Source organism: Marinimicrobium koreense (genome assembly GCF_003762925.1).
GTDB lineage: Bacteria > Pseudomonadota > Gammaproteobacteria > Pseudomonadales > Cellvibrionaceae > Marinimicrobium > Marinimicrobium koreense.
This window is the reverse complement of the sequence record NZ_RJUK01000001.1, coordinates 2,567,291-2,593,072: the sequence shown is the minus strand read 5'-3', so window position 1 is coordinate 2,593,072 and position 25,782 is coordinate 2,567,291. Positions and strand designations below refer to the sequence as shown.

Below are 25,782 nucleotides of genomic sequence, written 5' to 3'. Positions count from 1 at the left end.
AGCCCGCGTCTGGCGGGCTTCAATAAACAGAACCTGTGCATAAAACGCTTGATCAAGCGCCCGGCTTCTTACACACTGAACGTCACATCGGAGTCGTAATTTTCGGCGACACTGGCCGAGCCAGATCAAGAACGGGCGTCTGTTGAACAAAAAGGAGTCAAACGTGCCGCTACCCACCAGCGTTGAATCGTTGCTGAACAGCCAAAATATCCACTATGACCTGGCCACCGCCCCGGTGGATGCCAACAATCAACCGCTGTGGCACGACCAGCATCTGCGCAATGTCGGGGCCGCCAAAGCGGTTCTTCTTGAAGACGAAAAAGGTCGCATCCTCGCAGTGATTTCCGCCGACACGCTGCTCGATCTGAACGCCGTCAATCGGCAGATGGATCGGGAGCTTCGGGCGACCAATCAGGATGCGGTGCGTCAGTTCTGTGATACCTACAGCCTGCAGTCGGTGCCCGCGCTGCCCAAGCTGGCCGGTCTCCCGACGCTGGTGGACAAACAGTTGTTACGCCGGGAAAGTCTGCTGCTCGACTCCGGGGACGATGCCCAGTTGTTGCACATCAACCGGGATGATTTTCAGCAGGTTCTCGAAGACGCCATCATCTGTGATATCGCCACGCCTCTGGACCCACTGGAAGTGGATATCAGTGCGGAGCGGGATGAGGAACAGATTCTCGGCGCGGTGCGCAACTTTACGCAACTTCGCATCCGGCAGCGCCTGGAGGAAACCCTGGAACTGCCGCCGCTGTCCGAAACGGCGCAGCGGATCATCAACCTGCGGGTGGACCCCAACGCCGACATCAGCGACCTGGCCCAGGTGGTGGAAACCGACCCGAGTCTGGCCGCTCAGGTGGTGAGCTGGGCGGCTTCGCCCTACTATTCCGCCCCCGGCAAAATCAAATCCATTCACGATGCCATCGTCCGGGTACTGGGCTTTGATATGGTGCTCAACCTGGCACTGGGGCTTGCCCTGGGACGAAGCCTGAGCATGCCCAAAGACGGCCCGGAGGGGTATCTGGGTTACTGGCAAAAGTCGGTGTACATGGCGGCCACCATTGAAGGGTTGGTGACCGCGATTCCCCGAGAGCAGCGGCCCACGTTCGGCATGGCTTACCTGTCCGGTCTGCTGCATAACTTCGGCTTCCTGATTCTCGCAGAGCTGTTTCCCCCCTACTTCAGTCAGTACTGCCGGATGACCGAAGCCAATCCGCACAGTACGCACCAGCCGATCGAACGACACCTGTTGGGCGTGACTCGCGAGCAGCTCGCCAGCACCCTGATGTCGCTCTGGTCCATGCCGGACGAGGTGGTTGTTGCCTTGCGTCACCAGAACAATCCCCGCTACCAGGGCGAGCACCACCAGTACGCCAAATTGATTTATGTCGCCGAACGGTTATTGCTTCAGCAGGGCGTGGGTCTGGGGCCGAAGCTGGAAATCCCGGCCTCGGTGTTTGCCGATCTGCACCTCGATCCGGACAAGGCTCAGGCGACCGTCACTAACGTGATGGAGTCCCTGGACGATCTGGACCACATTGCTTTACAGCTCAGCCCCCGCTAACCGCCGTCGCCACCATCGTTAGCGCGGGGCCAACCACCAAGGTGGCTCCTTCAGTCGAGAGAAGACGCTATGTTGCACCCGTCAGGGATCGCCAAGGCGGCCCGTATTCTGGCAGAACGACGTCGCAGTGGGGTTCAGGCGGAACGCCTGCCCAAGGACTGTCGCCCCGAGGATCTTGAGTCTGCCCTGGCCATTCAGGCCGAGGTCACCCGGGATCTGGGGGCGCAGGTCGGTGGCTGGAAATGCCTTGAACCACCGCCTGGCCGCCTGGTGGTGGCACCGATTCATGCCGAGGACATTCACCGGGGCGCCCCGGTTTCGGTATGGGCGCCGGAGGGCTTTGCGCGGATTGAGCCGGAGTTGGCTTTTGTGCTGGGTCGGGACCTGCCGCCCAGAGACTACCCCTACAGCGATAGCGAAGTGGATCAGGCCATTGCCCACACCCACTTGGTGCTCGAACTGATTCACAGCCGTTACGCCGATCCGGCCGAAGCGGCGTTTCCCGAAATGTTGGCTGACGGCCTGCTGAATCAGGGGTTGTTCATCGGCCCGGAAGTGGACCCGGAGTTGGCTCTGGAGGCGAGCGAGCTTCCCATTACGCTGCACACCCGCAGCGCAGGGCCCGAGCACCACCAGGGGCGCCATCCCAATACCCAGCCTCGGGCGCCGCTGTATTGGCTGGTGGAGTTCCTGCGCAGCCGGGGGCAAGGCATGAAAGCCGGTGAGATCATCATTACCGGCTCCTATGCTGGTGTGCTCGAGGCGCCGATGGAGGAGCCGGTGCGGGTCCAGTTCGGTGAGCTGGGCGAGATCAGCGTGTCATTCAAGGCGCGCATTGAAGCGTGATTCAGGGACGGAGAGACGCCGGATGAAAGCCGACCAGTTACCCGAACAACCCAATTTTTCCTGTGATATTCCACTGCGTTGGGGTGATATGGATGCCTTCGGGCACGTCAATAACACGTTGTATCTGCGCTATTGCGAAGAAGCGCGTTTTCAATGGTTGTCCCGGGCTGGCATCACGCTGGCGGCGGATAGCTACCCGGTGGTGGTGACCGTTGGATGTACCTTTCTGCGTCCGGTGGTCTACCCGGCGACCCTTCGTATCGACTGCTACGCGGCGGAGCCGGGCCGGTCCAGTTTTGTGGCCTATTACCGGCTCTATACCACCGACAACCTCGAACAGCCCTGCGCCGAAGCCCACTCCAAGGTGGTCTGGGTTGGCGCCGATGGCAAATCCCGGCCCCTGCCCGATTCCATTCGGACGTGGTTTACCTCCTGATTGAGTCGTGAGCGTCAGTCCTCGTTGGAGATCGGGCGCTCGAACTGCTTCCGGTCGAGCAGCTTTTCGCTGTTCGCCACCACCGTCGACACCATCGCATCACCGGTCACATTGACCGCGGTACGCACCATATCCAGCAGCCGGTCCACCCCGATGATCAGCGCGACGCCCTCCACCGGCAGGCCGGCCTGCTGCAACACCATCGCCAGGGTGATCATCCCAACGCCGGGTACCCCGGCGGTGCCGATCGACGCCAGGGTCGCGGTCAGCACCACCATCAGATAACCCATCAGGCCGATATCGATACCGTACACCTGGGCGATAAACGCTGTCGCGACGCCTTGCATGATGGCGGTGCCATCCATATTGATGGTGGCACCCAGCGGCACCGAAAACGAGGCCACCCGGTTGTCCACCCCAAGGTCCTGTTCCACCGTACGCAGGGTAACGGGTATGGTCGCATTGCTGGAGGCGGTACTGAAACCGAACACCATCACCGAGCGCATCTTGCGCAGAAAAATCGCCGGGTTCAGGCCAGTGAGCAGCTTGAGCAACAGGCTGTAAACCCCCAGCCCCTGTAAGAGCAACACAAACAGCAGGGTAAAAAAGTACAGTGCCAGGTCGGCGATGGCGCTCCAGCCCAGATCGGCAAACAGTTTGGCGAGTAGACAGAAGACACCGTAGGGCGCCAGGTGCATCAGAATCATCACCAGCTTCAGGACCACCGTGTTCAGGTGCCCGAAAAATTCCTGCATGTAGTGGGAGGCTTTGTGCTCACTGCGGGAGATGGCGATGCCGAGCAGCAGGGCAAAGACGATCACCTGCAGCATATTGCCCTCGGCCATGGCCTCCACCGGGTTGCTGGGAAAGATACCCACCAGGGTATCTTTCAAGGACGGCTTGTCGGCGACTTGAAACTCTTCCACTTCACCGGGCATATCAATGCCTTCTCCCGGTTTAACCAGCTGGCCAATGCCCAGGGCGAGGGTAATGGCCACCGCCGTGGTGGCCAGGTAGAGGCCGATGGTCTTGATCGCCAGAGCCCCCATGCGGCTGTGCCCTCCCAGCGCGGCGCTGCCGCACACCAGAGAGACGAATACCAGCGGAACCACCAACAGGGTCAGGGAGGCGATAAACACCTGGCCGATGCCATCGAACAGACCCCGGGCCAGCCAGGCGCGCAGAAAATGATCCTCGGAGGGTGCGATCAGGTGAATCAGCACCCCCGTGCCGACACCGAGAATCATGGCGAGCAGAATGCGTTTGGTCAGGGTCATAGCGGACTCTTATCGGTATAAAGAAGCGGCCATTAAAGCAATCCCGGCCGGCCGGGTAAAGTCGCCCACCGCCTGCAGGGCTTAGGGAAGCTGTTAGAATAGCCGCCGATGTGAGCTTATGCAGCGCCGGCCAGCTACGGCGAACGCCATGCCAGTGGGAGGCATTTTTGACACAGGACATTCCAGTATTACCGGCCAGTCGCCCGGCGGCCGGAGGGTTTGCGCCGGGCGTGCAGGCGCCTCGCTGGCATCCGGCCAGTCAGGGGCGACAGGGCCGCTGGCCGGATGCCCTTAGGCCCTGGCTGTTGGATCAGGGCTCTCTGACGGCCAAGCTGATGGCGTTCAGTCAGGGGGAGTTCCGGGTCCGCGTGTTGCGTCAGGGGTTGGCCCGGCCGGATGTGTCCGAACGCCGGTGTCTGGGGGTCGGCCCCGGCCGCTGGGTGTTGGTTCGGGAAGTGATCCTGATGGGCAAGGGCGAATCCTGGGTATTTGCCCGCAGCCTGCTGCCCCTGAGCAGCCTCAAGGGGCGGTTACGCCAGTTGCGTCAGTTGAACACCCGGCCCCTGGGGGGCTTTCTGTTTCGCCAGCCCGACCTGGAGCGCGAGCCGATGGAAATCAGCCGGTTGAAGCCCGGCCAGCGCTACGTGCCGCCGTCATTGCAGCGGGGTGAGACCCTATGGGGGAGGCGGTCCGTCTTTCGCCTGGAGGGGCGCCCGCTGCTGGTCAGTGAAGTGTTTTTGCCCGCCTTTTTGGAGCGTGTGAGTCTATGAAACGACCGTCAGCTCAAAGCCCCCGCCGTCGTGGCGGCTCGAGTTCGTCCCGAATCGATTGGCGCGGGAGGCTGTCCGCCTATCTGCGCCTGACCCGGTTGAACCGTCCCATCGGCAGTTTTCTGTTGCTCTGGCCTACCCTCTGGGCACTCTGGCTGGCGGCCGGCGGCGTGCCGGACTGGGATCTGCTGGTCATCTTCGTGCTGGGGGTGTTTGTCATGCGCTCGGCTGGTTGCGTGATCAACGATTATGCCGATCGGCATTTCGATGGCCATGTCAAACGGACCAAAGCCCGCCCTATGGCCACTGGCGAAGTCTCGGAGCGGGAAGCGCTCAGTCTGTTTGTGGGGCTCTGTCTGCTGGCCTTTGTCCTGGTGCTTTTTACCGATACGTTCACCGTGAAGCTCTCCCTGGGCGGGGTCGCCCTGGCGTTCTGCTACCCCTTCATGAAGCGCTACACCCACTTGCCGCAGGTGGTGCTCGGGGCCGCGTTTGCCTGGGCCATTCCCATGGCGTTTGCCGCCCAGCGGGGCAGTCTGGGCACGGACGTCTGGCTGCTGTACACCGCCGTGCTGCTCTGGACGGTGGTGTATGACACCCTCTATGCCATGGTGGATCGGGACGATGACCTCAAGGTGGGCATAAAGTCCACGGCGGTCCTGTTTGGCGATCTGGACCGGGCCATGGTGGCGGTGCTGCAGGGGCTGACTCTGTACGCGCTGGTGATGGTAGGCGGGCGCTTTGAGTTGGGTGTTCCCTATTATCTGGGGCTGGTCGCGGCGGCCGGGCTCTTTGGCTACCATCAGTACCTGATCCGCTTTCGGGAACGGGACCCCTGTTTTCGAGCCTTTCTGAACAACAATTGGGTGGGCTTTGTCATTTTTGCGGGCATCGTGATTGACTTCATGGTGTCACAATAACCTTATTCATTTCCGCTTTGTCATAATTGTGTAACACTGAGTTTATTAAATACGCTGGCGCGAAGGTTGATTTCCAACCTCGGGGCGCCGGCGTCATGCCGCCGTCCCGATCGTTCACTGATGACAGGCAGGTATTATGGCAGGGCGCAGGATTCTCATAGTTGACGACGAAGCCGCAATTCGCGACATGCTCCGGGTGGCCCTGGAGATGGCGGATTACGAGTGTCTCGAAGCCAGTAATGCCCAGGAGGCGCTGGAGCTGATCGTCGACGAGCGGCCCGATCTGGTGCTGCTGGACTGGATGATGCCCGGTACCAGTGGCATTGAGTTGGCCCGCCGGCTCAAGCGCGAGGAGGTGACCGCGGAAGTCCCCATCATCATGCTCACCGCCAAGGGTGAGGAAGATAACAAGATCCAGGGTCTGGAAGTCGGCGCCGACGACTACATCACCAAGCCTTTCTCTCCCCGGGAGTTGGTGGCGCGCCTCAAAGCGGTATTGCGCCGGGCCGACCCCCAGGTCAATGGCAATCCCATCCGGGTTCAGGGCCTGTGCCTGGACCCCGCCAGCCACCGGGTCACCATCAACAACCGGCCGGTGGATATTGGCCCGACCGAGTATCGGTTGCTGGAGTTCTTCCTGACGCACCAGGAAAGAGCTTATACTCGCAGCCAGTTGCTCGATCATGTCTGGGGTGGCAATGTCTATGTGGAGGAGCGCACGGTGGATGTTCACATCCGGCGCCTGCGCAAGGCTCTGGCCATAGACGACCACGAGAATCTGGTGCAGACCGTACGCGGCACCGGCTACCGGTTTTCGACCCAGGCAGGTTGATTCCTGAACATCCGTTGAATCGCGGGGCCTGTGCATTGGCTCCCTGAAGAGGCCGGTTATTTTGCTGCGTGGTTACAGCGTCGAAGTTCGGCGCCTGCTGATAATCCTTTTCCTGTGCGCCCTGGTCGGCTTCTGGTTCGATCATGTGGTGTGGGCACTACTGGCGGGCAGTCTGCTGTACGTCTCCTGGATGGTGTGGCAGATCCGCCGGTTGAATAAATGGTTGCTGCGCAACAATGACGAGCCGCCACCGGAATCGAGCGGTATCTGGGGCGACCTGTTCGACAATATCTATCACCTGCAACGCCGTCAGGTGCAGGAGAAAAACAGCCTGCAGGCGGTCATCAACCGTGTTCAGGAAACCAGCGCGGCGCTGCGCGATGGCGTGATTGTGCTCGACTGGCGCGGCTGCCTGGACTGGTGGAATCCCTCCGCCCAGAGACTACTCGGTTTTCACAGCAGTGATCAGGGCAAATCGGTCATCAACTTCATTCGCCACCCCAAGTTTGTGAATTACTTCGAAGAGGGCAACTACAGCGAGCCGCTGGAAATTCCCTCGCCACGTTTCACCTCCAAACGTCTGCAGTTTCAGATCACCCGCTTTGGCCGCAACGAACGACTGATCGTGGTGCGTGATGTGACTCAACTGCATAAGCTGGAACAGATGCGTCAGGACTTTGTGGCCAACGTCAGCCACGAGCTGCGCACCCCGCTGACCGTCATCAGTGGCTACCTGGAAACCCTGTCGGACAGTGGTACCGATCTGACGCCGCCATGGCGGCGGGCGCTGGATCAGATGCAGCAGCAATCAAAGCGCATGTCGCTGTTGATCAACGACTTGATTACCTTGTCCAAACTGGAAACCACGGAGTCGGGTTACAACCACAAGCCGGTGAAGTTGGAACCGTTACTGCAAGCGATTCGCTCCGAGGCCACGGCACTCAGTGGCGAACGAGGGCATGAAATTTCACTGAAATGCGAGTCGCCCGACTTGCAGCTTATGGGCAACGAAAAAGAACTGCACAGTGCCTTCTCCAACCTGGTAACCAATGCCGTGAAATACACTCCGGCCGGTGGCAAGATTGCCATGCGCTTGTGGCAGGCGCACCGGCAGATTTTTTTCTCCGTGCAGGACAACGGCCCGGGTTTCGATAGCAAACACATTCCGCACTTGACCCAGCGCTTTTACCGTGTGGAACAGAGCCGCAACAGCGGCACCGGTGGCACCGGCTTGGGCCTGGCCATCGTCAAACATGTCCTGCTGCGCCACGACGGAGAGCTGCAGATCAGCAGCGAAGTGGGCGTGGGCAGCACCTTCACCTGCATCTTCAGCCAGCCCCCCACCGAGTAAGGCGCCCATGCGGCGCCCCACACCCGTGGGCCGCGTAGGGCGGATAATGCGTAGCCGCATCCGCCGTCACCCAACCGCAGAGCGCGCACGCCATACCAAAACCTCCCCCGGTCAACACGACCCCAGAGCGTGCTATAGTACCCGGCCAAACCCAACCCCCCAGATTGCTATGCCCGAACTACCCGAAGTCGAAACCACCCGCCGGGGTATTGCTCCCCACATCGAAGGCCGAACCGTTACCGAGGTCGCCATCCGTCAGCCCAAGCTGCGCTGGCCGGTATCCGAACCGCTCGCGGCGGCAATACAGGGCAAGCGACTGCGCGAGGTCGGACGTCGGGGGAAATACCTGCTGCTGGGGTTCGACAGTGGCACCGCACTGATTCACCTGGGTATGTCCGGCAGTCTGCGCATCGTAAAACCTGACGAGCCGCCGCGCTTTCACGATCACTTCGATATCGCCTTTGGCAACCGTGTGCTGCGCTACTGTGACCCGCGCCGCTTTGGTTGCCTGCTCTGGGTAGAATCGGATCCCTACGGGCACAGCCTGCTGGCAAGCCTCGGGCCGGAACCGTTGGGAGAGGACTTTACGCCTGAGTACTTATTCCAGCGCAGTCGCAAGCGCCGGGTTCCCATCAAGCAGTTTCTGATGGACAGTAAAACCGTCGTGGGGGTGGGAAACATCTACGCCAACGAGGCGCTGTATATGGCGGGAATCAAGCCCATCCGGAAAGCCTCAACGCTGACCAAGCGGCAGAGCGAACTGTTGGTTGCGCAAATTCGATTTGTGCTGCAACGCTCCATTGATCAAGGTGGCACTACGTTGAGGGACTTCGTTGGCGGCGATGGCCAGCCGGGCTACTTCAAACAGCAGTTGCTGGTTTATGGTCGAGGCACCGAGCCCTGCAAGCAGTGCGGTAAGGCGCTGAAAGAAATCCGGATGAACAACCGGACGACGGTGTATTGCACCGACTGTCAGCGCTGAACGGTCATGGGTGATGCGGGCCGCGTCACCAACCAGATCCCCCCGCAAACCAAGACCAGCGCCAGCAGGTTTTTCCAGGCCAGGATGGTTTCCCCGAGAAACAGCGCCGAGAGGCCCGCGCCGAAGATCGGAATCAGAAACTGGAAGGGAATCACCTGCCCCACGGGGTTGTGCTTGAGCAGGAAGCTCCACAGCGCAAAGGCCGCGGCGGACAGTGCCATCAGATAGAAAAACAACACCCCGCTGGTGGCAGTAAGCCGGGGAATATCTCCACCGCCGCTCAACCCAATACCAATCAGAACCACGCCGCCGATGGTCAACTGTTGGGCGGTCATGACCATCGGGTCGATGTGTTGGGACAAGCGCTTGCCGTACATCAGGGAGATCGACAGCACCAGGGCAGCGATGGCGATAAAACCCTCGCCCAGCAGGGTGACATCAAAGTCCAGGGGGCCCTGCCCCAGGTTGATCAGTACCACCCCCGCAAAGCCGATCAGACAGCCGAGGCTTCGGCCGGTACTGAGCTTGTCGTTGCGGTAAATGAAATGCGCGAGCAGCACCGTAAAGAAGGTGCCGGTGGAATTCATGATCGCCGCTTTGACGCCCGTGGCGTGGGCCAGGCCAATGTAGAAAAACACATACTGAAGCGTGGTCTGCAGCAGCCCTAGCAGAGCGAGCTGACCCCACTCGCGGGCGGAGAAGCGCCACAGGGACTTGCCCATCAGGGCCGCCAATACCAGCAGAATGACGCCGGAGCCGAGAAACCGGTAGCCGGCAAACAGCATCTGGGAGGCGGTGTCGGTGGCCGCCATGGCCATCAACTGGTAGCCGGTTTTGATCGCGGGATAGGCACTACCCCAGAGAAAACAGCAGAACACCGCCGTGGCGATGACCCAGTGGCGGCGACCGAAAAGCGAGTCGCGGATCATGCTCAGTGGTGGGGTTTGTGGCCGAACTTGTGGGCCAGTGCCGTTTCAACCTGGTGGGGAACAAACTTGCTGACGTCGCCGTTGAGGCTGGCAATTTCCCTCACAATGGATGAGGAGATAAAAGACAGATGTTCGGCGGGCGTCAGAAACAGGCTTTCCATGTTGGGTTCCAGGGCGCGATTCATATTGGCCAACTGGAATTCGTATTCGAAATCGGAGACCGCCCGTAAACCGCGCAGCACGGCCTGGGCCTTTTTCTCGTGGACAAAGTCCACCAGTAGGGAATCAAAACCGCACACCTCGACGTTGCTCAGGTGGCTGAGGGTGTCCCGGGCCAGGGAGACGCGCTCGTTCAGACTGAAGAGAGGGCGCTTACGCGGACTTTCCGCGACACCGATAATCACCCGATCAAACAGTCGGCAGGCCCTTTCCACCAGATCGATATGGCCATTGGTAATCGGGTCGAAAGTGCCGGGATAAACCACTGTGCGCATGGGAAGTCTCTTGGTTGCGGTCATCAAAGGCGGTGATGGTAATGAATTTGCCCTCGGGGCGCCAGTTTCTGGTGCGTGCCGGTCAGTGGTCTACGAAATATAGCCGATAGCGAACCTGGCCGCTGGTTTTGTCCCGGTGCAGGTGCCAGTGTTCGGGGACGACGATGGGGGTGTCCGGTTCCGACTCGATATAGACCGCAGCATCCGGCGTCAGCCAGCCGCCCTCGGCCAGGCGGTCGATGCTGATCTGCCAGAGGTCGTGTTGAAACGGCGGGTCGACAAAGACCACATCAAACGGCGTGGCCGGCGCTGTGGTGAGCCACTCGATACTGTCGGCCTGAATCACCTCGCCGGCGGTAGTTTTCAGCGTCTTGAGATTCTCGCGCAACTGAGCGGCGGCGCTGGGGTCTCGCTCCAGAAGCAAGGCTTCATCGGCGCCCCGGGACAGGGCTTCAAACCCCAGGGCTCCGGAGCCGGCAAACAGGTCCAGACAGTGGGCGCCGGGCAGGAAGGGGGCCAGCCAGTTGAACAGCGTTTCGCGAATCCGGTCGCCGGTCGGGCGCAACCCGTCCACCGCTGGAAAGGTAAGCTTGCGGCCCCGCCACTGACCGCCAATGATGCGCAGGGGTTGGCTGACCGGGGTAGGTTTTGCGGATTGGGTCACGCTTCGCTGGGGCGCTTTTCGGGTGCGGGTCAATGGGGCCTCTCTCTGAACCGGGTAGAAGTGGTAGGATAGCGCCTTTCCGCCCGTTCCTTAAAGGTAGACCCGTTCGCTTATGTTGTTTTTCAAACGCAAGAAGCCTACGCCCGAGGCGTCCGAAGGCCAGGAACCCTCATCCGAGGCATCGTCACCGGAGGCGCCTGAGTCGGTAGAGCCATCAGCGACTGAAGAGCCCTCAGCGTCTAGAGAGCCCGCAGAGTCTGGAAAGTCTGGAGAGGCTGAGCCCCAACAGGCTGCGTCCGACCCGGCCCGCGACACCCCGGAAGACCCCAAGCCCAAAAAAGGCCTGTTCGCCCGTATCAAGGCCGGCCTGAGCCGCACCAGCAGCCACTTTTCCGAGGGGCTGGGGAATCTGATTCTGGGCAGTAAGACCATCGACGATGAGCTGCTGGAGGAAATCGAATCCCAATTGCTGGTGGCCGATGTGGGCTATGAGGCCACCACCGACATCATCGACAACCTGACTGACCGGGTCGCTCGCAAGCAGTTGAATGACCCCGAGTCCCTGTTCAAGGCCCTGCGCGAGCAGTTGTCGGAATTGCTGGCGCCGGTGGAGTCGCCCCTGGTGGTTGACTCATCCAGAACCCCCTATGTGATTCTGGTGGTGGGTGTGAACGGCGTGGGTAAAACCACCACCATCGGCAAGCTGGCCAAACATCTGCAAAACCAGGACAAAAAAGTCATGCTCGCCGCCGGGGATACCTTCCGGGCGGCCGCTGTTGAGCAGCTCCAGGTTTGGGGCGAGCGCAATAATGTGCCGGTGATCGCCCAGCACACCGGGGCGGACAGTGCCTCGGTGGTGTTCGACGCGCTGCAGGCCGCCAAGGCCCGCGGCACCGACGTGCTGATTGCCGATACCGCCGGTCGGCTGCACAACAAAAGTCACCTGATGGACGAGCTGGCCAAGGTCAAACGGGTCATGGCCAAAATTGACGAGACCGCCCCCCATGAAGTGCTCCTGGTGCTCGATGCAGGCACCGGCCAGAACGCGGTCAGTCAGGCGCGGGAATTCATTCAGTCCGCCGGCGTCACCGGGCTGGTGCTGACCAAACTTGATGGCACCGCCAAGGGCGGTGTGATCTTCGCGCTCAGCAAGGAGTTCAATTTGCCGGTGCGCTTTATCGGCGTCGGCGAGGGGGTGGATGATCTGCAACCCTTCGCCGCCGAGCCGTTCGTCAATGCCCTGTTTGGCGAGCAGCGCGGCTGACCGAGGAGAGTGTCCGCGTGATTCGGTTCGATAACGTCAGCAAACGCTACGGCAGCGGCCAGGATGCCCTTTCCCGGGTCAGTTTCGACGTGGCCCGGGGGGAGATGCTGTTTCTCACCGGTCATTCCGGGGCGGGTAAAAGTACCCTGATGAAGCTGATCATGCTGATGGAGCGCCCCACCCAGGGGCAGGTGTTCATTGATGATCGCAACCTCAACCGGCTGTCTCGCCGACATATTCCTTACTTCCGCCGCAAGGTGGGCGTGGTTTTTCAGAACCACCAATTGCTGTTCGACCGCACGGTGTTCGATAACGTCGCCCTGCCCCTGCAGATTGCCGGCTATCAGGCTTCGGAAGTCGGCCGTCGGGTGCGTGCGGCGCTGGACAAGGTGGGGCTGCTCAGCAAGGAGCGGCACAACCCGATCATGCTCTCCGGTGGTGAACAACAGCGGGTGGGCATTGCCCGGGCCGTGGTCAACAAGCCGCCGCTGCTGCTGGCGGATGAACCGACCGGTAACCTGGACCCTGAGCTGTCCGCGGATATCATGAACCTGTTCGAGCAGTTCAACGAAGTGGGTGTGACGGTGATGATCGCCAGTCACGATCTGGCCCTGCTCAAGCGCATGAACAAACGGGTGCTCGGCCTCTCCGGCGGTCAGGTGGCACACGATGGAGTCCTGCCGTGAGCCCCCGTCGACCCACTGCCCGTAAAACCGCCGCTCCGGCGGCGAAGCCACGCAGCCAGGGCGCGAGTCAGAGTCGCACCCGGCTGACCGATCGGCTCGATTCCTGGCAGGCCCACCACAGCACGACTGCGGTGGAGAGTCTGCAGCGGCTGTTTCGCACGCCCCTGCAGAGCTTGCTCACCTGGCTGGTGGTGGCCGTCGCCGTGGCCCTGCCCGCCGCGCTGTATCTGGTGTTGAGCAACGTCCAGAATCTGGGTTACAGCTGGCAGGATTCCGGGCAGATGTCGGTTTTTCTGGTGCGGGATTCCCGTCCTGAGGCGATTGACGCGCTGCGTACCTCGCTGAACGAGGATGCGCGGGTGGACCAGGTGGAGCATGTGCCACCCAGTGCGGCACTGGAGGAGTTCAAGTCCTATTCGGGCCTCGGTCGGGTGCTGGAGGGGCTGGATGAGAACCCGTTGCCGGATGTGCTGCTGGTGCGTCCGGCCACCAATGACCCGGAGGCGCTCACCGAGCTGCGGGATCACCTGTCCGGGCAGGCCATCGTGGCCGAAGCGCGCCTGGATATGGCCTGGGTCAAGCGCCTGCAGGAAATGATGGTGCTCGGCCAGCGGGTGGTGCTCGCTCTGGCGGCGCTACTGGCTCTGGGGGTGCTGCTGGCGGTGGGCAATACCATCCGCCTGGCCATTGAGAACCGCCGGGACGAGATTCTGGTGGTCAAGCTGGTGGGCGGCACCGATGCGTTTGTGCGCCGCCCCTTCCTGTATACCGGCTTCTGGTACGGCCTCGGTGGCGGCATTCTGGCGCTGGTGTTGCTGGCGTTGGGGCTGTGGTGGCTGTCCGGGCCGGTGGCCCGATTGGCGGACCTGTACCAGAGTGATTTTCGTCTTCAGGGGTTGGATCTGACCCAGAGCCTTCAGCTGGTGCTGCTGTCCGGCCTGCTCGGGTTGGTGGGGGCCTGGTTGGCGGTGGCGCGGCATTTGATCCAGATAGAGCCGCGTTGACGTATTCAGTGTCATAGCGTGGTGGCGGCGGATGCGTGCTTACGCACTTATCCGCCCTACGTGGATTTATACCGCTGCGCTCGGCCGTAGGGCGGATAAGCGAAGCGCATCCGCCGTTACCCGCAGGGTCCGAGCGCAGCGGCATAACCCGCATCCGCCGTCACCCCAAACCTCTATATTTACCCTAACCCACTGATTCGTAAGGTTTTTATGCTAAGGCAAGGGAACTTTTCAGGGCTTGGCAGTCTAACCCTGCAGTGCTACACTCAACGGTCAAATTCTCAGGAGGTAAGTGAATGAGCACTGGCCTGATGCCGGCCGGGGTACTTTCCCCCGGTGGAAACCTAAATGCCTACGTTCAGGCTGTCAGCGCCTTCCCGGTTTTGGCCGCGGAAGAGGAGCAGAAGCTGGCGGAGGACCTGTACTACAATGGCAACCTCGAAGCGGCGCGTCATCTGGTGATGTCGCACCTGCGCTTTGTGGTACACATCGCTCGCTCTTACAACGGTTACGGCCTGCCCTTGGGGGATCTGATCCAGGAGGGCAACGTCGGCCTGATGAAGGCGGTCAAGCGCTTCAATCCGGAGAAGGGTGTGCGTCTGGTGTCCTTTGCTGTGCACTGGATCAAGGCGGAGATTCACGAGTTCATTCTGCGCAACTGGCGCATTGTGAAAGTGGCCACCACCAAGGCCCAGCGCAAGCTGTTCTTCAACCTGCGCGGTGCCAAGAAGCGTCTGGCGTGGCTGAACAACGATGAAGCCGAAGCGGTGGCTGAGGATCTGGGCGTAGACGTCAAGCATGTGCGTGAGATGGAAGGGCGTCTTTCTTCTTACGATGCGGCCTTCGATGCCGGTGAGGAGGACGATGACGACAGCCACTACGTGGCCCCGGTCCACTACCTCGAAGACAAGCGGTATGATCCCGCCACCCAGTTGGAAGACGCCAACTGGGAGGAAAACAGCGTCAACAACCTGGAGAAGGCGCTGGAAACCCTGGACGATCGAAGCCGGGCGATTCTGCAGCGGCGCTGGCTGAGCGAAAGCAAGGCCACCCTGCACGAGCTGGCCGATGAGTACGGCGTATCCGCCGAGCGCATCCGTCAGCTGGAAAAGAACGCCATGAAGAAGGTGAAAACTGCCATACTGGCTGCCTGATCAAGCGCCGCCAATGGCCCTCGAAAAAGCCGCGCCTCGCGCGGCTTTTTTGTGTAACTGAACTTTTTATGGGGAGCGGTGCGCTATGGCGGCTGTGTTTTTGGTGTTGGCCGCGTTGTTTGGTCTGCTATCGGTCATGCTCGGCGCCTTCGCCGCCCACGGGCTGAAAGCCCGGCTGCCGGCGTCCGCCCTGTCGGCGTTTGAGACCGGGGTTCAGTATCAGATGTACCACGCTCTGGCGCTGCTGGCGGTGGTTGCGCTGCTGCGCTGGTTTGGCCCGACGCTCTCCCTGCTGACCGCCGGTTGGGCCTTTGTCCTCGGGGTGTTGCTGTTCTCCGGTAGCCTCTATGGGTTGGCTCTGGGCGGTCCGCGCTGGCTGGGGCCGGTGACACCTCTGGGTGGCCTGTGTTTCATGATGGGCTGGGTCCTGTTGCTGGCGGTGGGCATTCGGGCCCTGAAAACCTGAGGCGACCTGGGAAGCCTCAACTCATTCGACGATAGTGGAATTCATGACTGAACAAGATGACAGCCGGCTGATGATTCGTCCGGAGTACAAACCCAAGGCTATTCGAAGCTACGTGATTCGGGCCGGGCGCATTACCGAGGGGCAGCGGGCGGCCTTTGACGATTGCTGGCCCCGTTACGGGCTGAGCCTTCACCATGGACGACTGGATCTGGAGGCCACCTTTGGCCGCGTGGCCCCTCGGGTGCTGGAAATCGGTTTTGGGATGGGCGATTCTCTGCTGGCCATGGCACAGCAGGAGCCGGACAAAGACTTTATCGGCATCGAGGTGCATCCGCCCGGCGTGGGGCGACTCATCAAAGGTGCTGCCGATGCCGGGCTGGATAACCTCCGGGTGTATATGGCGGACGCCATTGATGTTCTGGATGACTGCATCCCGGAGGGCAGCATTGATCGCTTTCAGCTGTATTTCCCCGATCCTTGGCACAAAAAGAAACATCATAAGCGGCGCATCGTACAGCCGGCCTTTGTCGAAAAGGTGCGCACCAAGCTCAAGCCCGGCGGTGTTTTTCATCTGGCGACGGACTGGCAGAATTACGCCGAGCATATGCAGGCGGTGATGGAGGTGGCTCCGGGATTCACCAATGCGGTGGCACCGGGGCAATACGCGGAGCGTCCCGACTACCGCCCCATCACCAAATTTGAACAGCGCGGTGCCCGTCTGGGGCATGGTGTGTGGGATTTGCTGTACCGGGCCCCGGTCTCTGAGTAGCGACCCGGGAATGGCCGGCAGACCCCGCCAAACGTGACCCTGGTCGCGATTCCGGAGGGGTTTCGGTTTCAATTCCGGGGCAGAGACGGTATGCTCGCCGAGCGTTTTTTCCGCGAGCGGAATTTACCTTGGCATAATAGTGTCATAACCATCGGTTACAAGGCCTCTTGCGCTTTGGCGTCTTTTTCCGGGCCTGACTGATCTGGGGTACAATCCGTGGTCGTGGCCGGATAAGAATAAAACCATCGTGGCGCAGGCAGATCGCCAGTGGTAGCGCGTTCGAGCGTGCGTGGAGTAGTCAATTGTCGAACACAGAAAGGCAACACAATCCGTCGGCGTCCGCAGGGACCGACTGGCGCAGTGAACGACTGGCCGAGTGGCTGCGTCAGGGGGGCGTATGGCTGGCTCGGGTGCCGTCCGGCGTCTGGCGTTTTGGTGCCAAATTTCTCATTGTCCTGTGGCTCAGCTACACCCTGGCCCAACTGCTGTGGGTGCTGATACCGGCGCCGGAGATTCCCAAAGCGCAAGTGGCGCCGAATGCGGTGACCTCCGAGCGCAGTGGCGGCTCGGCCAGAGCCGTGGATATCGCGGCGCTGGCGTCACTCAATATCTTTGGCGAGGCCTCGGCCGACGAGGAGCCCGGTGCGTTGGACGGGGAAGCCGCGGGTCCCGCGAGCGGCCCCAGTATTGAGGATCAGGCGGTAGATACCGACCTTAAGCTGGTACTGCGGGGCGTGATGGGCAGTAATGACGAGACCGCTGCCCGTGCGATCATTGCCGATGGCAAAGACCAGGCGATATATGCACCCGGTGACGAGTTGCCGGTTCGAGGCAGCGTGACCCTGGAAAAGGTACTGCCCCTGCGGGTCATCCTGAACAACGCCGGGCGCTACGAATCCCTGTGGCTCTATACCGACGACGACTGGAGCAGCAGCCTCGCTGCCAGCCAACCAGTGCCCGATACCCCGGGGCGCAGCTGGGAGGGCGACGAAGAGCCGGTCTACGATACCCCGGCGGAGACGCCCGGTAACACCGGGGAAGCGCCGCAGGAGGAGCTTGAAGACGCCGCCGATGAGGTTGCCGCACGGGTGGGCAGCCAGTCATTGTCCGATGTGGTGTCCATGAGTATTCACCGGGAGAACGGTCAGATCGTCGGGTACAAGATCCGCCCCGGTCGGGATCGGCAACTGTTTGATTCACTTGGCCTGCAGGCCGACGACGTGGTCAAAGCGGTCAATGGGGTTGAACTCACCAGCCCGCAGCGCGTCATGGAAATTTATCGCGAAATGGGTGATGCCCGTTCCGCCAGCCTTCTGATTGACCGGGATGGCCAGGAAGTCTCAATCGACATCGAGCTCGAATAACAGCGAGGAAGACCAGTGAAAGTGTGTGTGCAACGTCTGACAGGAACTCTAGCAGCGGTTTTGTTCTGCGTCAGTCTCAATGCCTGGGCGCAACAGACCTGGACGGTGAACTTCAAGGACACCGATATCCAGGAAGTGATCAAATTCGTTGCGGACGCCACCGGCAAGACCATCCTGGTGGACCCCAAGGTGCGGGGGCAGGTGCGGGTCATTTCCCAGGATGCGGTCAATAAAGAAGAGCTGTACGAGCTGTTCCTGTCCATGATGGATGTGCAGGGGTTCACCGCCGTTGAGAATGGCAATGTGGTGCGTATCGTTCCCAACCGGGACGCCCGGTCGTTGCCGGTCCCCACGGACCTGGGCTCCAATCCGCTCGGGGATGACACCTACGTGACCCAGGTGTTGAAGCTGGAAAATATCAGTGCCTCCAAGGTACTGCCTACCCTTCGTCCGCTGGTTCCCCAACACGGCCACCTGTCCGCCTACGATCCCAGCAATGCCATCATCGTCACCGACACCCGCTCCAATATCCTTCGGTTGAAAGAAATCATTTCCCAGATTGATCAGTCCTCTGTGGTGGAAACCGAGCTGATCGAGCTGGAGTTTGCGCTGGCCGAAGACGTGGCCCGCGCCGTGACCCAGATTGAAAAGCCCGGCGCCGGAGACGGCGGTCAATCCGAACTCACCGTGGTGCCGGACAACCGGATCAACGCGGTGCTGGTGCACGGCGATGATCTCCAGCGCGAACGCATTCGCCAACTGGTTGAGCGTCTGGACCGGCCGCGCACCAAAGACAGTAATGTTCGGGTGGTCTATCTCAAGTACGCGAAAGCGGAAAATGTGGCGCAAGTGCTCAACGGCGTGATGCAGAACATCGCCCGCTCCGAAGAGGGCGGCAACAACAATGCCCGTCGTCAGGAGACCAATGTTCAGGCAGACGAGGACACCAACTCCCTGCTGATCACCGCCAACAGCGATACCATGGAATCACTGCTGGCGGTGATCGATAGCCTCGATATCCGTCGCGCCCAGGTGCTGGTCGAAGCAATCATCGTGGAAGTGGAAGACACTGATGGTCGGGAGTTGGGCATTCAGTGGATGTACCGCGACGACAAGCGCGGCTTCGGCAGCTCCACCACTGGTAGCGGTCAGCTTGGCGCTATTGGTGTTGGTGCACTGGACAATAATGATGATAACGACAACGGACTGGTCAGTCTGGCGGGGACACTGTCCCAGACTCAGGGACAGATATTCGGCATAGGTCGACTTGGCGAGCGCACCGATTTTCTGGGCATTCTCAATATGCTGCAGGAAAACAGCTCTACCAACATTCTCTCGACGCCCAACCTGCTGACCACCGATAATCACACAGCGTCGATTTCCGTGGGCCAGAACGTGCCCTTCGCCACCGGTTCCTATGCCTCGACGGGCGGTAACAGCAATCCCGGGAACCCCTTCCGGACCATTGAGCGTCGCGACGTGGGTATTCTTCTTGAGGTGACCCCGCATGTGAACGCGGGGGACAGTGTGGTGCTGGATATTTCCCAGGAGGTGTCCAGCCTGTCCAACCTGAACAACTCCGATGGTCCGATCACCAACCAGCGCAAACTGGAAACCCAGGTGTTGGCGGCGAACGGTGAAACCGTGGTTCTCGGTGGTTTGATCGAAGAGGAAATTCAGACCTCGGTGCAGAAAGTGCCGTTCCTGGGCGATGTGCCGATCATGGGCCGCCTGTTCCGTAATCAGGTGGACTCCCTGTCGAAGACCAATCTGCTGGTGTTCATTCGCGCTACGGTGATCGAGGATGACCAGCTGCTTAAAGGCGCCACCGCGGAGAAGTACAAGGCGCTGCGGGAACAGCAGGAAAACCGTCGCCGCGCAGGTGGCATGCTGTTCAGCACTGACGACATTCCGATGCTGCCCGAATGGCAAGAAAAGGTCGACGATGCCGAACGCATTCGCATGATGAGCGAGGAGCGCGAGGACGATCAGGCCGACGAGGCGGAAGAGGAGTAACCTGTGGCGGTAGAGTCGATGCTGGACGAGTTTGAAGAGCACAGCGCTTCACCGGAGTTGCCGGAGGAAGAGGAGGTTCAGGCCGCCAGCGCCGGTGAGGACGCGGCCCACGCGCGTCTGCCCTTTTCCTTCGCCTCCACTCATGGGGTGATGCTGGACGAGGAAGAAACCGAAGCCACCCTGCTCTATCGTCCCGGACTCAATCTCAATGTATTGCTCGAACTGCAACGATACCTTGGAACCGAATTTCGCCTGAAAGAAATTCCCACCGAAGATTTTCAGCGGCGCCTGACCCAGGTCTACCAGAGTGGCGATGGCGCCGCGCAACAGGCGGCCGAGGATCTGGGGGCCGAGTACGACCTGTCGTCCATGGCCGAGGATCTGGCCGATCGAACCGACCTGCTGGCGGGCAATGATGATGCCCCGATCATCCGCCTGATCAATGCCATCCTGTCCCAGGCGGTGCGCGAGGGCGCCTCGGATATTCACCTGGAACCGTTTGAAGATCGGGTGTCGGTGCGTTTCCGTATTGATGGGGTACTGAGTGAAATCCTGTCCCCCAAGGCCGAGCTCGCCCCGGTGCTGGTATCGCGCCTGAAGGTTATGGCGCGCCTGGATATCGCCGAGAAGCGCCTGCCCCAGGATGGCCGGATTACCGTGCGCCTGGCGGGCCACGCCGTAGACATCCGGGTGTCCACGATCCCCTCGGCCCACGGTGAACGGATTGTATTGCGCCTGCTCGACCAGGCGGCCGGGCAACTGACCCTGGACCAGCTGGCCATGCCGCCCTTTGTGCGCGACCGGCTGGCCAAAGCCCTGCTCAAGCCCCACGGCATCATTCTGGTGACTGGCCCTACCGGTTCGGGTAAAACCACCACCCTGTATGCCGGCCTGAGCCACATCAATACCCGCAGCCGCAATATCCTGACCATTGAGGACCCGGTGGAATACCTCTTGCCGGGCATCGGCCAGACCCAGGTCAACTCCAAAGTCGATATGACTTTTGCCCGCGGGCTGCGCGCGATTCTGCGTCAGGACCCGGACGTGGTCATGGTGGGTGAGATCCGCGACGGCGAGACCGCCGAAATCGCCATTCAGGCCAGTCTGACCGGTCACCTAGTGCTCTCCACCCTGCACACCAACACCGCCATCGGTGCGGTGATGCGCCTGAAAGACATGGGCGTTGAACCCTTCCTGCTGGCCTCCAGTCTCGAAGTGGTCATGGCCCAGCGTCTGGTGCGCAAACTGTGTCAGGCCTGCCGGGAGCCCCACCAGGCCGATCAGGCCGAGCGGGAACTGATGAACTTGCCTGAGGGAGCCACCATCTACAAACCGGTGGGCTGCAAGCAGTGCAACAACATGGGTTATCGGGGCCGTAAGGGGATCTACGAGCTGATTGAAATCAATGAGCGGATGCGTCACCTGATCCACGAACAGGCCGGTGAACATGAACTGATTGCCGAGGCGCGCAAGAACAGTCCGTCCATCAGTGATGATGGTCGCCAGTGCGTGCTCGACGGGGTGACCAGCCTGGAGGAAGTGCTCCGGGTCACCACCGCCAGCTAGCCGACGTAACCGCGAGACGATACGCCATGGGTGCCTACAGTTATCAAGCATTGAATGAGGCCGGTAAAACGGTCAAAGGCATTCTCGAGGGGGACTCCGAGCGTCAGGTGCGCAGTCAGTTGCGCGCCAAGCGACTCAAGCCCCTGGACGTCAGCAGCGTCACCGGTGGGCGTCGGGCCACCAAAGGCGAGCCGGGCCTGGCGGGGCTCCGCCAGCGCTGGCGGAGCAAGATGAACGCCCGGGATCTGAGCCTGATCACCCGGCAGCTGGCGTCTCTGGTGAAGTCCGGACTGCCCCTGGATGAAGCCTTGCAGGCCACCGCCAAGCAACAGCAGAAACCGAATAACAAACAGATCATCCTTCAGGTGCGCACTAAGGTGCTTGAAGGGTTCAGTCTGGCCAAGGCCCTGGGGGAAGTGCCCGGCGCCTTCGATACCATGTACTGCGCGCTGGTCAAAGCCGGGGAGAGCTCCGGTTATCTGGCTCCGGTGCTGGAGCGACTGGCGGAGTACACCCAGAGCAACCAGCAGATTCAGCAGCGGTTGAAAATGGCCATGATCTATCCGCTGGTGCTGCTGTTTATCAGTATCACGGTCATTGTGGCCCTGATGGCGTTTGTGGTGCCCAAGCTGGTCAGCGTGTTCCAGCAGGGGGAACGGGAACTGCCGGCATTGACCCAGTTTCTGATTGCCAGCAGCGATTTCATCCTCAACTATGGGCACTACACCCTGTTGGCGTTGATCGGGCTGGTGGTCGGGTTCCGGCGCCTGCTGCGCAACGAGGCGCGGCTGCGGCGTTGGCATGAAATCAAATTGAAACTGCCGGTTATGGGCAACCTGATCCGGCAGATCAACTCGGCCCGCTTTGCGGCGACCCTGGCCCTGTTATCCTCCAGCGGCGTACCGCTGTTGCAGGCGCTGCGGATTGCCGGGCAGGTGATGACCAACAAGATCATGCAGGAAGCCTGTGAAGCGGTCGCCGAAGATGTTCAGGAAGGGACCAGTCTGCACCGGGCGATGGAAAACGCCGGGTTCTTTCCGCCGCTGCTGGTGCAACTGGTGGCCAGCGGTGAAGCCAACGGCACCCTGCCCGAGCAGCTCGAGAACGCCGCTCAGGATCAGGAGCGCGAGCTGGAGATGATGCTCGGGGTGGCCATGGGGCTGCTCGAGCCGGCGACGGTGGTGTTTATGGGCGGCGCCGTCTGCCTGATCGTGATGGCCATTCTGCAGCCAATTTTTGAAATGAACAGTCTCATCTGATCTGAGACCTTCAATAACACAGTGGGAGTCACACCTATGAACCGGAACCTTAAAGGCCTTGGCCGTCAGAGCGGCTTCAGCCTGATTGAAATCATGGTGGTGGTCATCATCATCGGGCTGCTGGCCAGCATCGTCGCGCCGGCGGTACTGAACCGTGCCGACGAAGCGCGTCTGCAGAAAGTGCAGGCCGATTTCAAGGCGATTCAGACCGCGCTGAAACTGTATCGCATCGATAACTATGTCTACCCCAGCACCGAGCAGGGGCTCGAAGCCCTGGTGCAGCGCCCGACCATGGCCCCCGAGCCGCGCAACTGGAAACAGGGCGGTTACCTGGATGAATTGCCGCAGGATCCTTGGGGTTCGCCCTATCAATATCTGAGCCCGGGCGAAACCCGCGAGTACGATATTTACACTCTGGGCGCCGACGGCGTCAGCGGCGGCCAGGACCAGAATGCGGATATCAGTGTCTGGGACGAGAGCGTCCAGAACGATTGATGAATCGCCCTTGCCCGATGAACCACCAGCGGGGTTTTACGTTGGTGGAAATCATGGTGGTGGTGATGATTATCGGCATCGCTGTGGCCATGGCTTCACTCTCTATCGGGGGTGATGACAGCGCCTCGCGGGCCGAAGAAACGACCGAGCAGTTTATGTTGGAGGCACGTTTCGTTTCCGAGCAGACCGTACTCAACCAGGAAATCATCGGCCTGTTCTGGGAGCCGAGGACCAGCGAGGGCAGCACTCGCCAGCGCTGGTGCTATCACTGGCAGCGATTTCGGGATCAGGCCTGGAGCCCGGTGAGCGAAAATCTCCGGGGTGACTGTCTGCCCGAGGACTTCCAACTGGAGGTCCGCTCGGAAGGGGAACAGTGGCAGTACGATCCCCGCCAGGATCCGCAGCGGCCGGTGTTGGTGTTTTACCCGAGCGGTGAGGCCACCCCCTACGAAATGGCGATCATGCCGGCACAGTTCGACGAAAACGAAACCCAGCGGGTGGAGGTGTCGATGATGGGCGACCTGACCTGGCTGAATCGCGAAGAAGCGCGCGAGTGGGAGGACCGGTGATACGTCGGGCTCTGGGGAATAGTGCCAAGCGCATGCAGGGCTTCACCCTGATCGAAGTGATGGTGGCACTGGTCGTGGTCGCCGTGGCGTTACCGGCGTTTCTGATGTTGGTCATGTCCCAACTGGATGGCACCGGTGCGATCCGGAACAAAACCCTGGCGTTCTGGGTGGCCGAAAACGAGATGACCCGGCTTCACCTGCAGAGTAGCCAGCTGGATGATTTCACTCTGCCGGATCAGGACCAGGGAGAGGTGACCCTGGCGGGCCGGGAGTGGCGCTGGGAACTGAGCAATGAGGCTCTGGAGGTGGGCGACTACGGCGAGATGGCCGCGTTTCGACAGATTGAAATTGCGGTATCGCCACAGACCGATCCGGACAATGTGTTGGCCCGTTTGGAAGGAATTTTCAATGCGGAGCCCTAGATTACACCTGGCCCCTCAGCGGGGTTTTACCCTGCTGGAGATGATGGTGGCGCTGGCGATTGCGGCGGCCATTGCGACCATGGCGTACCAGGCCCTGGATTCGGCCAGCCGCGGTGCCGAGCGCAGCCGGGAAGTCATGGAGGGTATCAACCGACTGGATCGGGCCTGGCAGATCATCAGCGCGGACCTGCGCCATATTCTGCCGCCGGAGCCGGGGGGCCCCACCGGGCTACGCAATCCGTTTGCCGCCGATCCGTTTGGGGGGATCGGTCAGGAGGAGCGGTTGATGCTCTTTACCCGCCACTCCTGGTTGAATCCGATGGAGCGGCTGCGCAGTGATCTGCAGGAAGTCAGTTACCGCCTCGAGGAGGGAACGCTGTGGCGGGATTATCGGCCGGTCCGCAATCGGCCCTTCGATGAGTATGATTTTGAGGAACAGGCGCTTCGACAGCGGCTGTTGGAAGGAGTGACCAGTGTGGAGCTCCGCTTCCTGTCCCAGGCGTTGCTGGACCGCTCCGGACGCAGCGCTCTGGATGGTGACGATTACCTTCGGGACTGGGCCGAGGCCTGGCCCGACCCGGATCAGGTCGGGGGCAACCCGGCGAAGTTGCCCCTGGCGGTTCTGGTGCGCATAGAAATGGAGGGCGTCGGTGTCAGTGAACGCCTGTTTGAAATCACCCAGTTCTGAGCGCGGCGCCGTGCTGATCATGGCCCTGCTGATCGTCAGCGTGGTGGCCGGGCTCGCGGTGAAGTTCACCGGCGAGTATCAGCTGGGCCTGGCCAAGGCCGAGAGTCGTTGGCACGGCGCCCAGGCGCGCTCCTATCTGCTGGCGGCGGAGACCGTGGCCCGCTTTGTGCTGGAGCTCGACCCGGACCCGCAAGTGGACTACCCGGAGGAAGGCTGGGGCGGCGAAACCCCGGTGGAGCTGGGCGGCGTCTGGTTGTTTGTGTCGATCACCGACGCTCAGAGCCGCATCAACCTGAATGACCTCGGAGATGGCAACCTGAACTCCCAACGGGCGCACAATGACCCGCAGCGCTACACGGAGATGCAGCGGCGCTTTATCCGTCTGCTGCAGACGTTTGACGAAGAGGGGGTGCCGTTGAACCCCGATGAGGCCATCGCCATACTCGAATCGGTGGTGGACTGGATGGACACGGACAACGAAGTGAGCGGTTTCGGCGGCGCCGAGGGCGATTACTACCTGGGCCTGGACCCGGAGTATCTGCCGGCCAACCGGACCTTTGCCAGTGTGGAGGAACTGCGTCTGGTGCGGCATATTACTCCGGAACTGATGGAGCTGTTGCGGCCGCACTTGGAAGTGTTGCCAGCGGGGTTGAAGACCAACGTCAACACGATGTCGGATCGGCTGCTGCGGACCATCAACAGCACCGAGGATCTGCTGCCGCTCAGTCAGTCCCAGGTGGAATTGCTTCGCCAGGGCTGGCCGGCGGAAGGTTTTTACCCGGACGTCAGCAGTTTCCGGGGTGACAGTGTCTGGGCCAGCCTGGGGGTGAATCCGGAAACCGGAACCCTGTCGGTGAGCACCAGCCACTTTGCGGTCAATACGATCGCTTCACTGGTGGAGCAGCGCCGGGCGATGCGCAGTATCCTGCAGCGTTCGAATGACGAACTGAACGTGGTGCGTCGCACAGATGTGTACTGACGGGCGTGGGTATTCG

General features: G+C 61.0%; 27 protein-coding genes. 23 read left to right on the top strand and 4 right to left on the bottom strand.

Going from position 1 to position 25,782, the window contains the following annotated elements:
* Positions 1-163: 163 nt before the first annotated feature.
* The 3 genes from EDC38_RS11305 to EDC38_RS11295 all read left to right on the top strand — a co-directional run bounded on the left by EDC38_RS11305 (position 164) and on the right by EDC38_RS11295 (position 2,846).
* Positions 164-1,564, top strand: a complete 1,401-nt coding sequence (locus EDC38_RS11305; protein ID WP_123638590.1) for an HDOD domain-containing protein — start codon at positions 164-166, stop codon at positions 1,562-1,564.
* A gap of 69 nt (positions 1,565-1,633) precedes the next feature.
* Positions 1,634-2,410: a 2-keto-4-pentenoate hydratase gene (locus tag EDC38_RS11300; RefSeq protein ID WP_123638589.1), complete on the top strand. Its 777-nt coding sequence runs from the start codon at positions 1,634-1,636 to the stop codon at positions 2,408-2,410.
* Between the two features lie 22 nt (positions 2,411-2,432).
* Positions 2,433-2,846 (top strand): acyl-CoA thioesterase, encoded by a 414-nt coding sequence (locus EDC38_RS11295; RefSeq protein WP_170162901.1) that lies wholly within the window; start codon positions 2,433-2,435, stop codon positions 2,844-2,846.
* Positions 2,847-2,860: 14 nt separating this feature from the next.
* Here EDC38_RS11295 and EDC38_RS11290 read toward each other — a convergent pair whose 3' ends face one another.
* Positions 2,861-4,123: a dicarboxylate/amino acid:cation symporter gene (locus EDC38_RS11290; protein ID WP_123638587.1), complete on the bottom strand. Its 1,263-nt coding sequence runs from the start codon at positions 4,121-4,123 to the stop codon at positions 2,861-2,863.
* 167 nt (positions 4,124-4,290) lie between these two features.
* Between EDC38_RS11290 and EDC38_RS11285 the strand changes: the two genes are divergently transcribed.
* The 5 genes from EDC38_RS11285 to mutM all read left to right on the top strand — a co-directional run bounded on the left by EDC38_RS11285 (position 4,291) and on the right by mutM (position 8,978).
* On the top strand, positions 4,291-4,893 hold the full coding sequence (locus EDC38_RS11285) for a chorismate--pyruvate lyase family protein (protein WP_211331079.1): 603 nt from the start codon (positions 4,291-4,293) through the stop codon (positions 4,891-4,893).
* Positions 4,890-5,813, top strand: a complete 924-nt coding sequence (ubiA, locus tag EDC38_RS11280; protein ID WP_123638586.1) for a 4-hydroxybenzoate octaprenyltransferase — start codon at positions 4,890-4,892, stop codon at positions 5,811-5,813. The genes EDC38_RS11285 and ubiA overlap by 4 nt, the downstream gene beginning before the upstream one ends.
* 136 nt (positions 5,814-5,949) lie before the next feature.
* Positions 5,950-6,645 (top strand): phosphate regulon transcriptional regulator PhoB, encoded by a 696-nt coding sequence (gene phoB, locus EDC38_RS11275; protein ID WP_024461605.1) that lies wholly within the window; start codon positions 5,950-5,952, stop codon positions 6,643-6,645.
* A 61-nt stretch (positions 6,646-6,706) separates the two neighbouring features.
* A complete protein-coding gene (gene phoR, locus EDC38_RS11270) occupies positions 6,707-7,996 on the top strand; it encodes a phosphate regulon sensor histidine kinase PhoR (protein WP_123638585.1) in 1,290 nt (429 codons plus the stop codon).
* 169 nt (positions 7,997-8,165) lie between these two features.
* Positions 8,166-8,978, top strand: coding sequence for a bifunctional DNA-formamidopyrimidine glycosylase/DNA-(apurinic or apyrimidinic site) lyase (gene mutM, locus EDC38_RS11265; RefSeq protein WP_123638584.1), 813 nt, complete (start codon positions 8,166-8,168; stop codon positions 8,976-8,978).
* Here mutM and EDC38_RS11260 read toward each other — a convergent pair.
* The 3 genes from EDC38_RS11260 to rsmD form a co-directional block, all read right to left on the bottom strand.
* Complete coding sequence (locus EDC38_RS11260; protein WP_123638583.1) at positions 8,969-9,907, bottom strand: DMT family transporter; 939 nt, start codon at positions 9,905-9,907, stop codon at positions 8,969-8,971. The genes mutM and EDC38_RS11260 overlap by 10 nt on opposite strands.
* A gap of 2 nt (positions 9,908-9,909) precedes the next feature.
* Complete coding sequence (coaD, locus tag EDC38_RS11255; protein ID WP_024461582.1) at positions 9,910-10,401, bottom strand: pantetheine-phosphate adenylyltransferase; 492 nt, start codon at positions 10,399-10,401, stop codon at positions 9,910-9,912.
* 82 nt (positions 10,402-10,483) lie between these two features.
* Entirely contained in the window at positions 10,484-11,098 is a 615-nt protein-coding gene (gene rsmD, locus EDC38_RS11250; protein ID WP_425462024.1) for a 16S rRNA (guanine(966)-N(2))-methyltransferase RsmD, read from the bottom strand.
* A 79-nt stretch (positions 11,099-11,177) separates the two neighbouring features.
* Here rsmD and ftsY point away from each other — a divergent pair, with 79 nt between their 5' ends.
* The 15 genes from ftsY (at position 11,178) to gspK (ending at position 25,766) form a co-directional block, all read left to right on the top strand.
* Positions 11,178-12,329 (top strand): signal recognition particle-docking protein FtsY, encoded by a 1,152-nt coding sequence (gene ftsY / locus EDC38_RS11245; protein WP_123638582.1) that lies wholly within the window; start codon positions 11,178-11,180, stop codon positions 12,327-12,329.
* Positions 12,330-12,346: 17 nt separating this feature from the next.
* Positions 12,347-13,015 (top strand): cell division ATP-binding protein FtsE, encoded by a 669-nt coding sequence (gene ftsE / locus EDC38_RS11240; RefSeq protein ID WP_024461579.1) that lies wholly within the window; start codon positions 12,347-12,349, stop codon positions 13,013-13,015.
* On the top strand, positions 13,012-14,019 hold the full coding sequence (gene ftsX, locus EDC38_RS11235) for a permease-like cell division protein FtsX (protein WP_024461578.1): 1,008 nt from the start codon (positions 13,012-13,014) through the stop codon (positions 14,017-14,019). The genes ftsE and ftsX overlap by 4 nt, the downstream gene beginning before the upstream one ends.
* A 296-nt stretch (positions 14,020-14,315) precedes the next feature.
* Complete coding sequence (gene rpoH / locus EDC38_RS11230) at positions 14,316-15,173, top strand: RNA polymerase sigma factor RpoH (RefSeq protein ID WP_024461577.1); 858 nt, start codon at positions 14,316-14,318, stop codon at positions 15,171-15,173.
* A gap of 85 nt (positions 15,174-15,258) precedes the next feature.
* Positions 15,259-15,639, top strand: coding sequence for a DUF423 domain-containing protein (locus tag EDC38_RS11225; RefSeq protein ID WP_123638581.1), 381 nt, complete (start codon positions 15,259-15,261; stop codon positions 15,637-15,639).
* A 43-nt stretch (positions 15,640-15,682) separates the two neighbouring features.
* A complete protein-coding gene (trmB, locus tag EDC38_RS11220) occupies positions 15,683-16,408 on the top strand; it encodes a tRNA (guanosine(46)-N7)-methyltransferase TrmB (protein ID WP_246004394.1) in 726 nt (241 codons plus the stop codon).
* 302 nt (positions 16,409-16,710) lie between these two features.
* On the top strand, positions 16,711-17,772 hold the full coding sequence (gspC, locus tag EDC38_RS11215) for a type II secretion system protein GspC (RefSeq protein ID WP_170162900.1): 1,062 nt from the start codon (positions 16,711-16,713) through the stop codon (positions 17,770-17,772).
* A 60-nt stretch (positions 17,773-17,832) separates the two neighbouring features.
* Positions 17,833-19,788, top strand: coding sequence for a type II secretion system secretin GspD (gene gspD / locus EDC38_RS11210; protein WP_246004393.1), 1,956 nt, complete (start codon positions 17,833-17,835; stop codon positions 19,786-19,788).
* An 18-nt stretch (positions 19,789-19,806) separates the two neighbouring features.
* Positions 19,807-21,354, top strand: coding sequence for a type II secretion system ATPase GspE (gspE, locus tag EDC38_RS11205; RefSeq protein ID WP_123638933.1), 1,548 nt, complete (start codon positions 19,807-19,809; stop codon positions 21,352-21,354).
* 26 nt (positions 21,355-21,380) lie between these two features.
* Positions 21,381-22,613 (top strand): type II secretion system inner membrane protein GspF, encoded by a 1,233-nt coding sequence (gene gspF / locus EDC38_RS11200; RefSeq protein WP_123638578.1) that lies wholly within the window; start codon positions 21,381-21,383, stop codon positions 22,611-22,613.
* Positions 22,614-22,649: 36 nt separating this feature from the next.
* Positions 22,650-23,108, top strand: coding sequence for a type II secretion system major pseudopilin GspG (gene gspG, locus EDC38_RS11195; RefSeq protein ID WP_024461570.1), 459 nt, complete (start codon positions 22,650-22,652; stop codon positions 23,106-23,108).
* Complete coding sequence (gspH, locus tag EDC38_RS11190) at positions 23,108-23,677, top strand: type II secretion system minor pseudopilin GspH (protein WP_123638577.1); 570 nt, start codon at positions 23,108-23,110, stop codon at positions 23,675-23,677. The genes gspG and gspH overlap by 1 nt, the downstream gene beginning before the upstream one ends.
* Positions 23,674-24,099 (top strand): type II secretion system minor pseudopilin GspI, encoded by a 426-nt coding sequence (gspI, locus tag EDC38_RS11185; RefSeq protein ID WP_246004392.1) that lies wholly within the window; start codon positions 23,674-23,676, stop codon positions 24,097-24,099. Before gspH ends, gspI begins: the two co-directional genes overlap by 4 nt.
* Positions 24,086-24,787, top strand: a complete 702-nt coding sequence (gspJ, locus tag EDC38_RS11180; RefSeq protein WP_123638576.1) for a type II secretion system minor pseudopilin GspJ — start codon at positions 24,086-24,088, stop codon at positions 24,785-24,787. The genes gspI and gspJ overlap by 14 nt, the downstream gene beginning before the upstream one ends.
* A complete protein-coding gene (gspK, locus tag EDC38_RS11175; RefSeq protein WP_123638575.1) occupies positions 24,768-25,766 on the top strand; it encodes a type II secretion system minor pseudopilin GspK in 999 nt (332 codons plus the stop codon). Before gspJ ends, gspK begins: the two co-directional genes overlap by 20 nt.
* Positions 25,767-25,782 lie beyond the last annotated feature (16 nt).

Excerpts from the sequence above, each read along its gene's own strand:
- EDC38_RS11300 (WP_123638589.1), top strand. The coding sequence starts at position 1,634 with ATGTTGCACCCGTCAGGGATCGCCAAGGCGGCCCGTATTCTGGCAGAA.
- EDC38_RS11295 (WP_170162901.1), top strand. The coding sequence starts at position 2,433 with ATGAAAGCCGACCAGTTACCCGAACAACCCAATTTTTCCTGTGATATT.
- EDC38_RS11290 (WP_123638587.1), bottom strand. The coding sequence starts at position 4,123 with ATGACCCTGACCAAACGCATTCTGCTCGCCATGATTCTCGGTGTCGGC.
- ubiA (WP_123638586.1), top strand. The coding sequence starts at position 4,890 with ATGAAACGACCGTCAGCTCAAAGCCCCCGCCGTCGTGGCGGCTCGAGT.
- phoB (WP_024461605.1), top strand. The coding sequence starts at position 5,950 with ATGGCAGGGCGCAGGATTCTCATAGTTGACGACGAAGCCGCAATTCGC.
- mutM (WP_123638584.1), top strand. The coding sequence starts at position 8,166 with ATGCCCGAACTACCCGAAGTCGAAACCACCCGCCGGGGTATTGCTCCC.
- EDC38_RS11260 (WP_123638583.1), bottom strand. The coding sequence starts at position 9,907 with ATGATCCGCGACTCGCTTTTCGGTCGCCGCCACTGGGTCATCGCCACG.
- coaD (WP_024461582.1), bottom strand. The coding sequence starts at position 10,401 with ATGCGCACAGTGGTTTATCCCGGCACTTTCGACCCGATTACCAATGGC.
- ftsY (WP_123638582.1), top strand. The coding sequence starts at position 11,178 with ATGTTGTTTTTCAAACGCAAGAAGCCTACGCCCGAGGCGTCCGAAGGC.
- rpoH (WP_024461577.1), top strand. The coding sequence starts at position 14,316 with ATGAGCACTGGCCTGATGCCGGCCGGGGTACTTTCCCCCGGTGGAAAC.
- EDC38_RS11225 (WP_123638581.1), top strand. The coding sequence starts at position 15,259 with ATGGCGGCTGTGTTTTTGGTGTTGGCCGCGTTGTTTGGTCTGCTATCG.
- trmB (WP_246004394.1), top strand. The coding sequence starts at position 15,683 with ATGACTGAACAAGATGACAGCCGGCTGATGATTCGTCCGGAGTACAAA.
- gspE (WP_123638933.1), top strand. The coding sequence starts at position 19,807 with ATGCTGGACGAGTTTGAAGAGCACAGCGCTTCACCGGAGTTGCCGGAG.
- gspF (WP_123638578.1), top strand. The coding sequence starts at position 21,381 with ATGGGTGCCTACAGTTATCAAGCATTGAATGAGGCCGGTAAAACGGTC.
- gspG (WP_024461570.1), top strand. The coding sequence starts at position 22,650 with ATGAACCGGAACCTTAAAGGCCTTGGCCGTCAGAGCGGCTTCAGCCTG.
- gspH (WP_123638577.1), top strand. The coding sequence starts at position 23,108 with ATGAATCGCCCTTGCCCGATGAACCACCAGCGGGGTTTTACGTTGGTG.
- gspJ (WP_123638576.1), top strand. The coding sequence starts at position 24,086 with ATGCGGAGCCCTAGATTACACCTGGCCCCTCAGCGGGGTTTTACCCTG.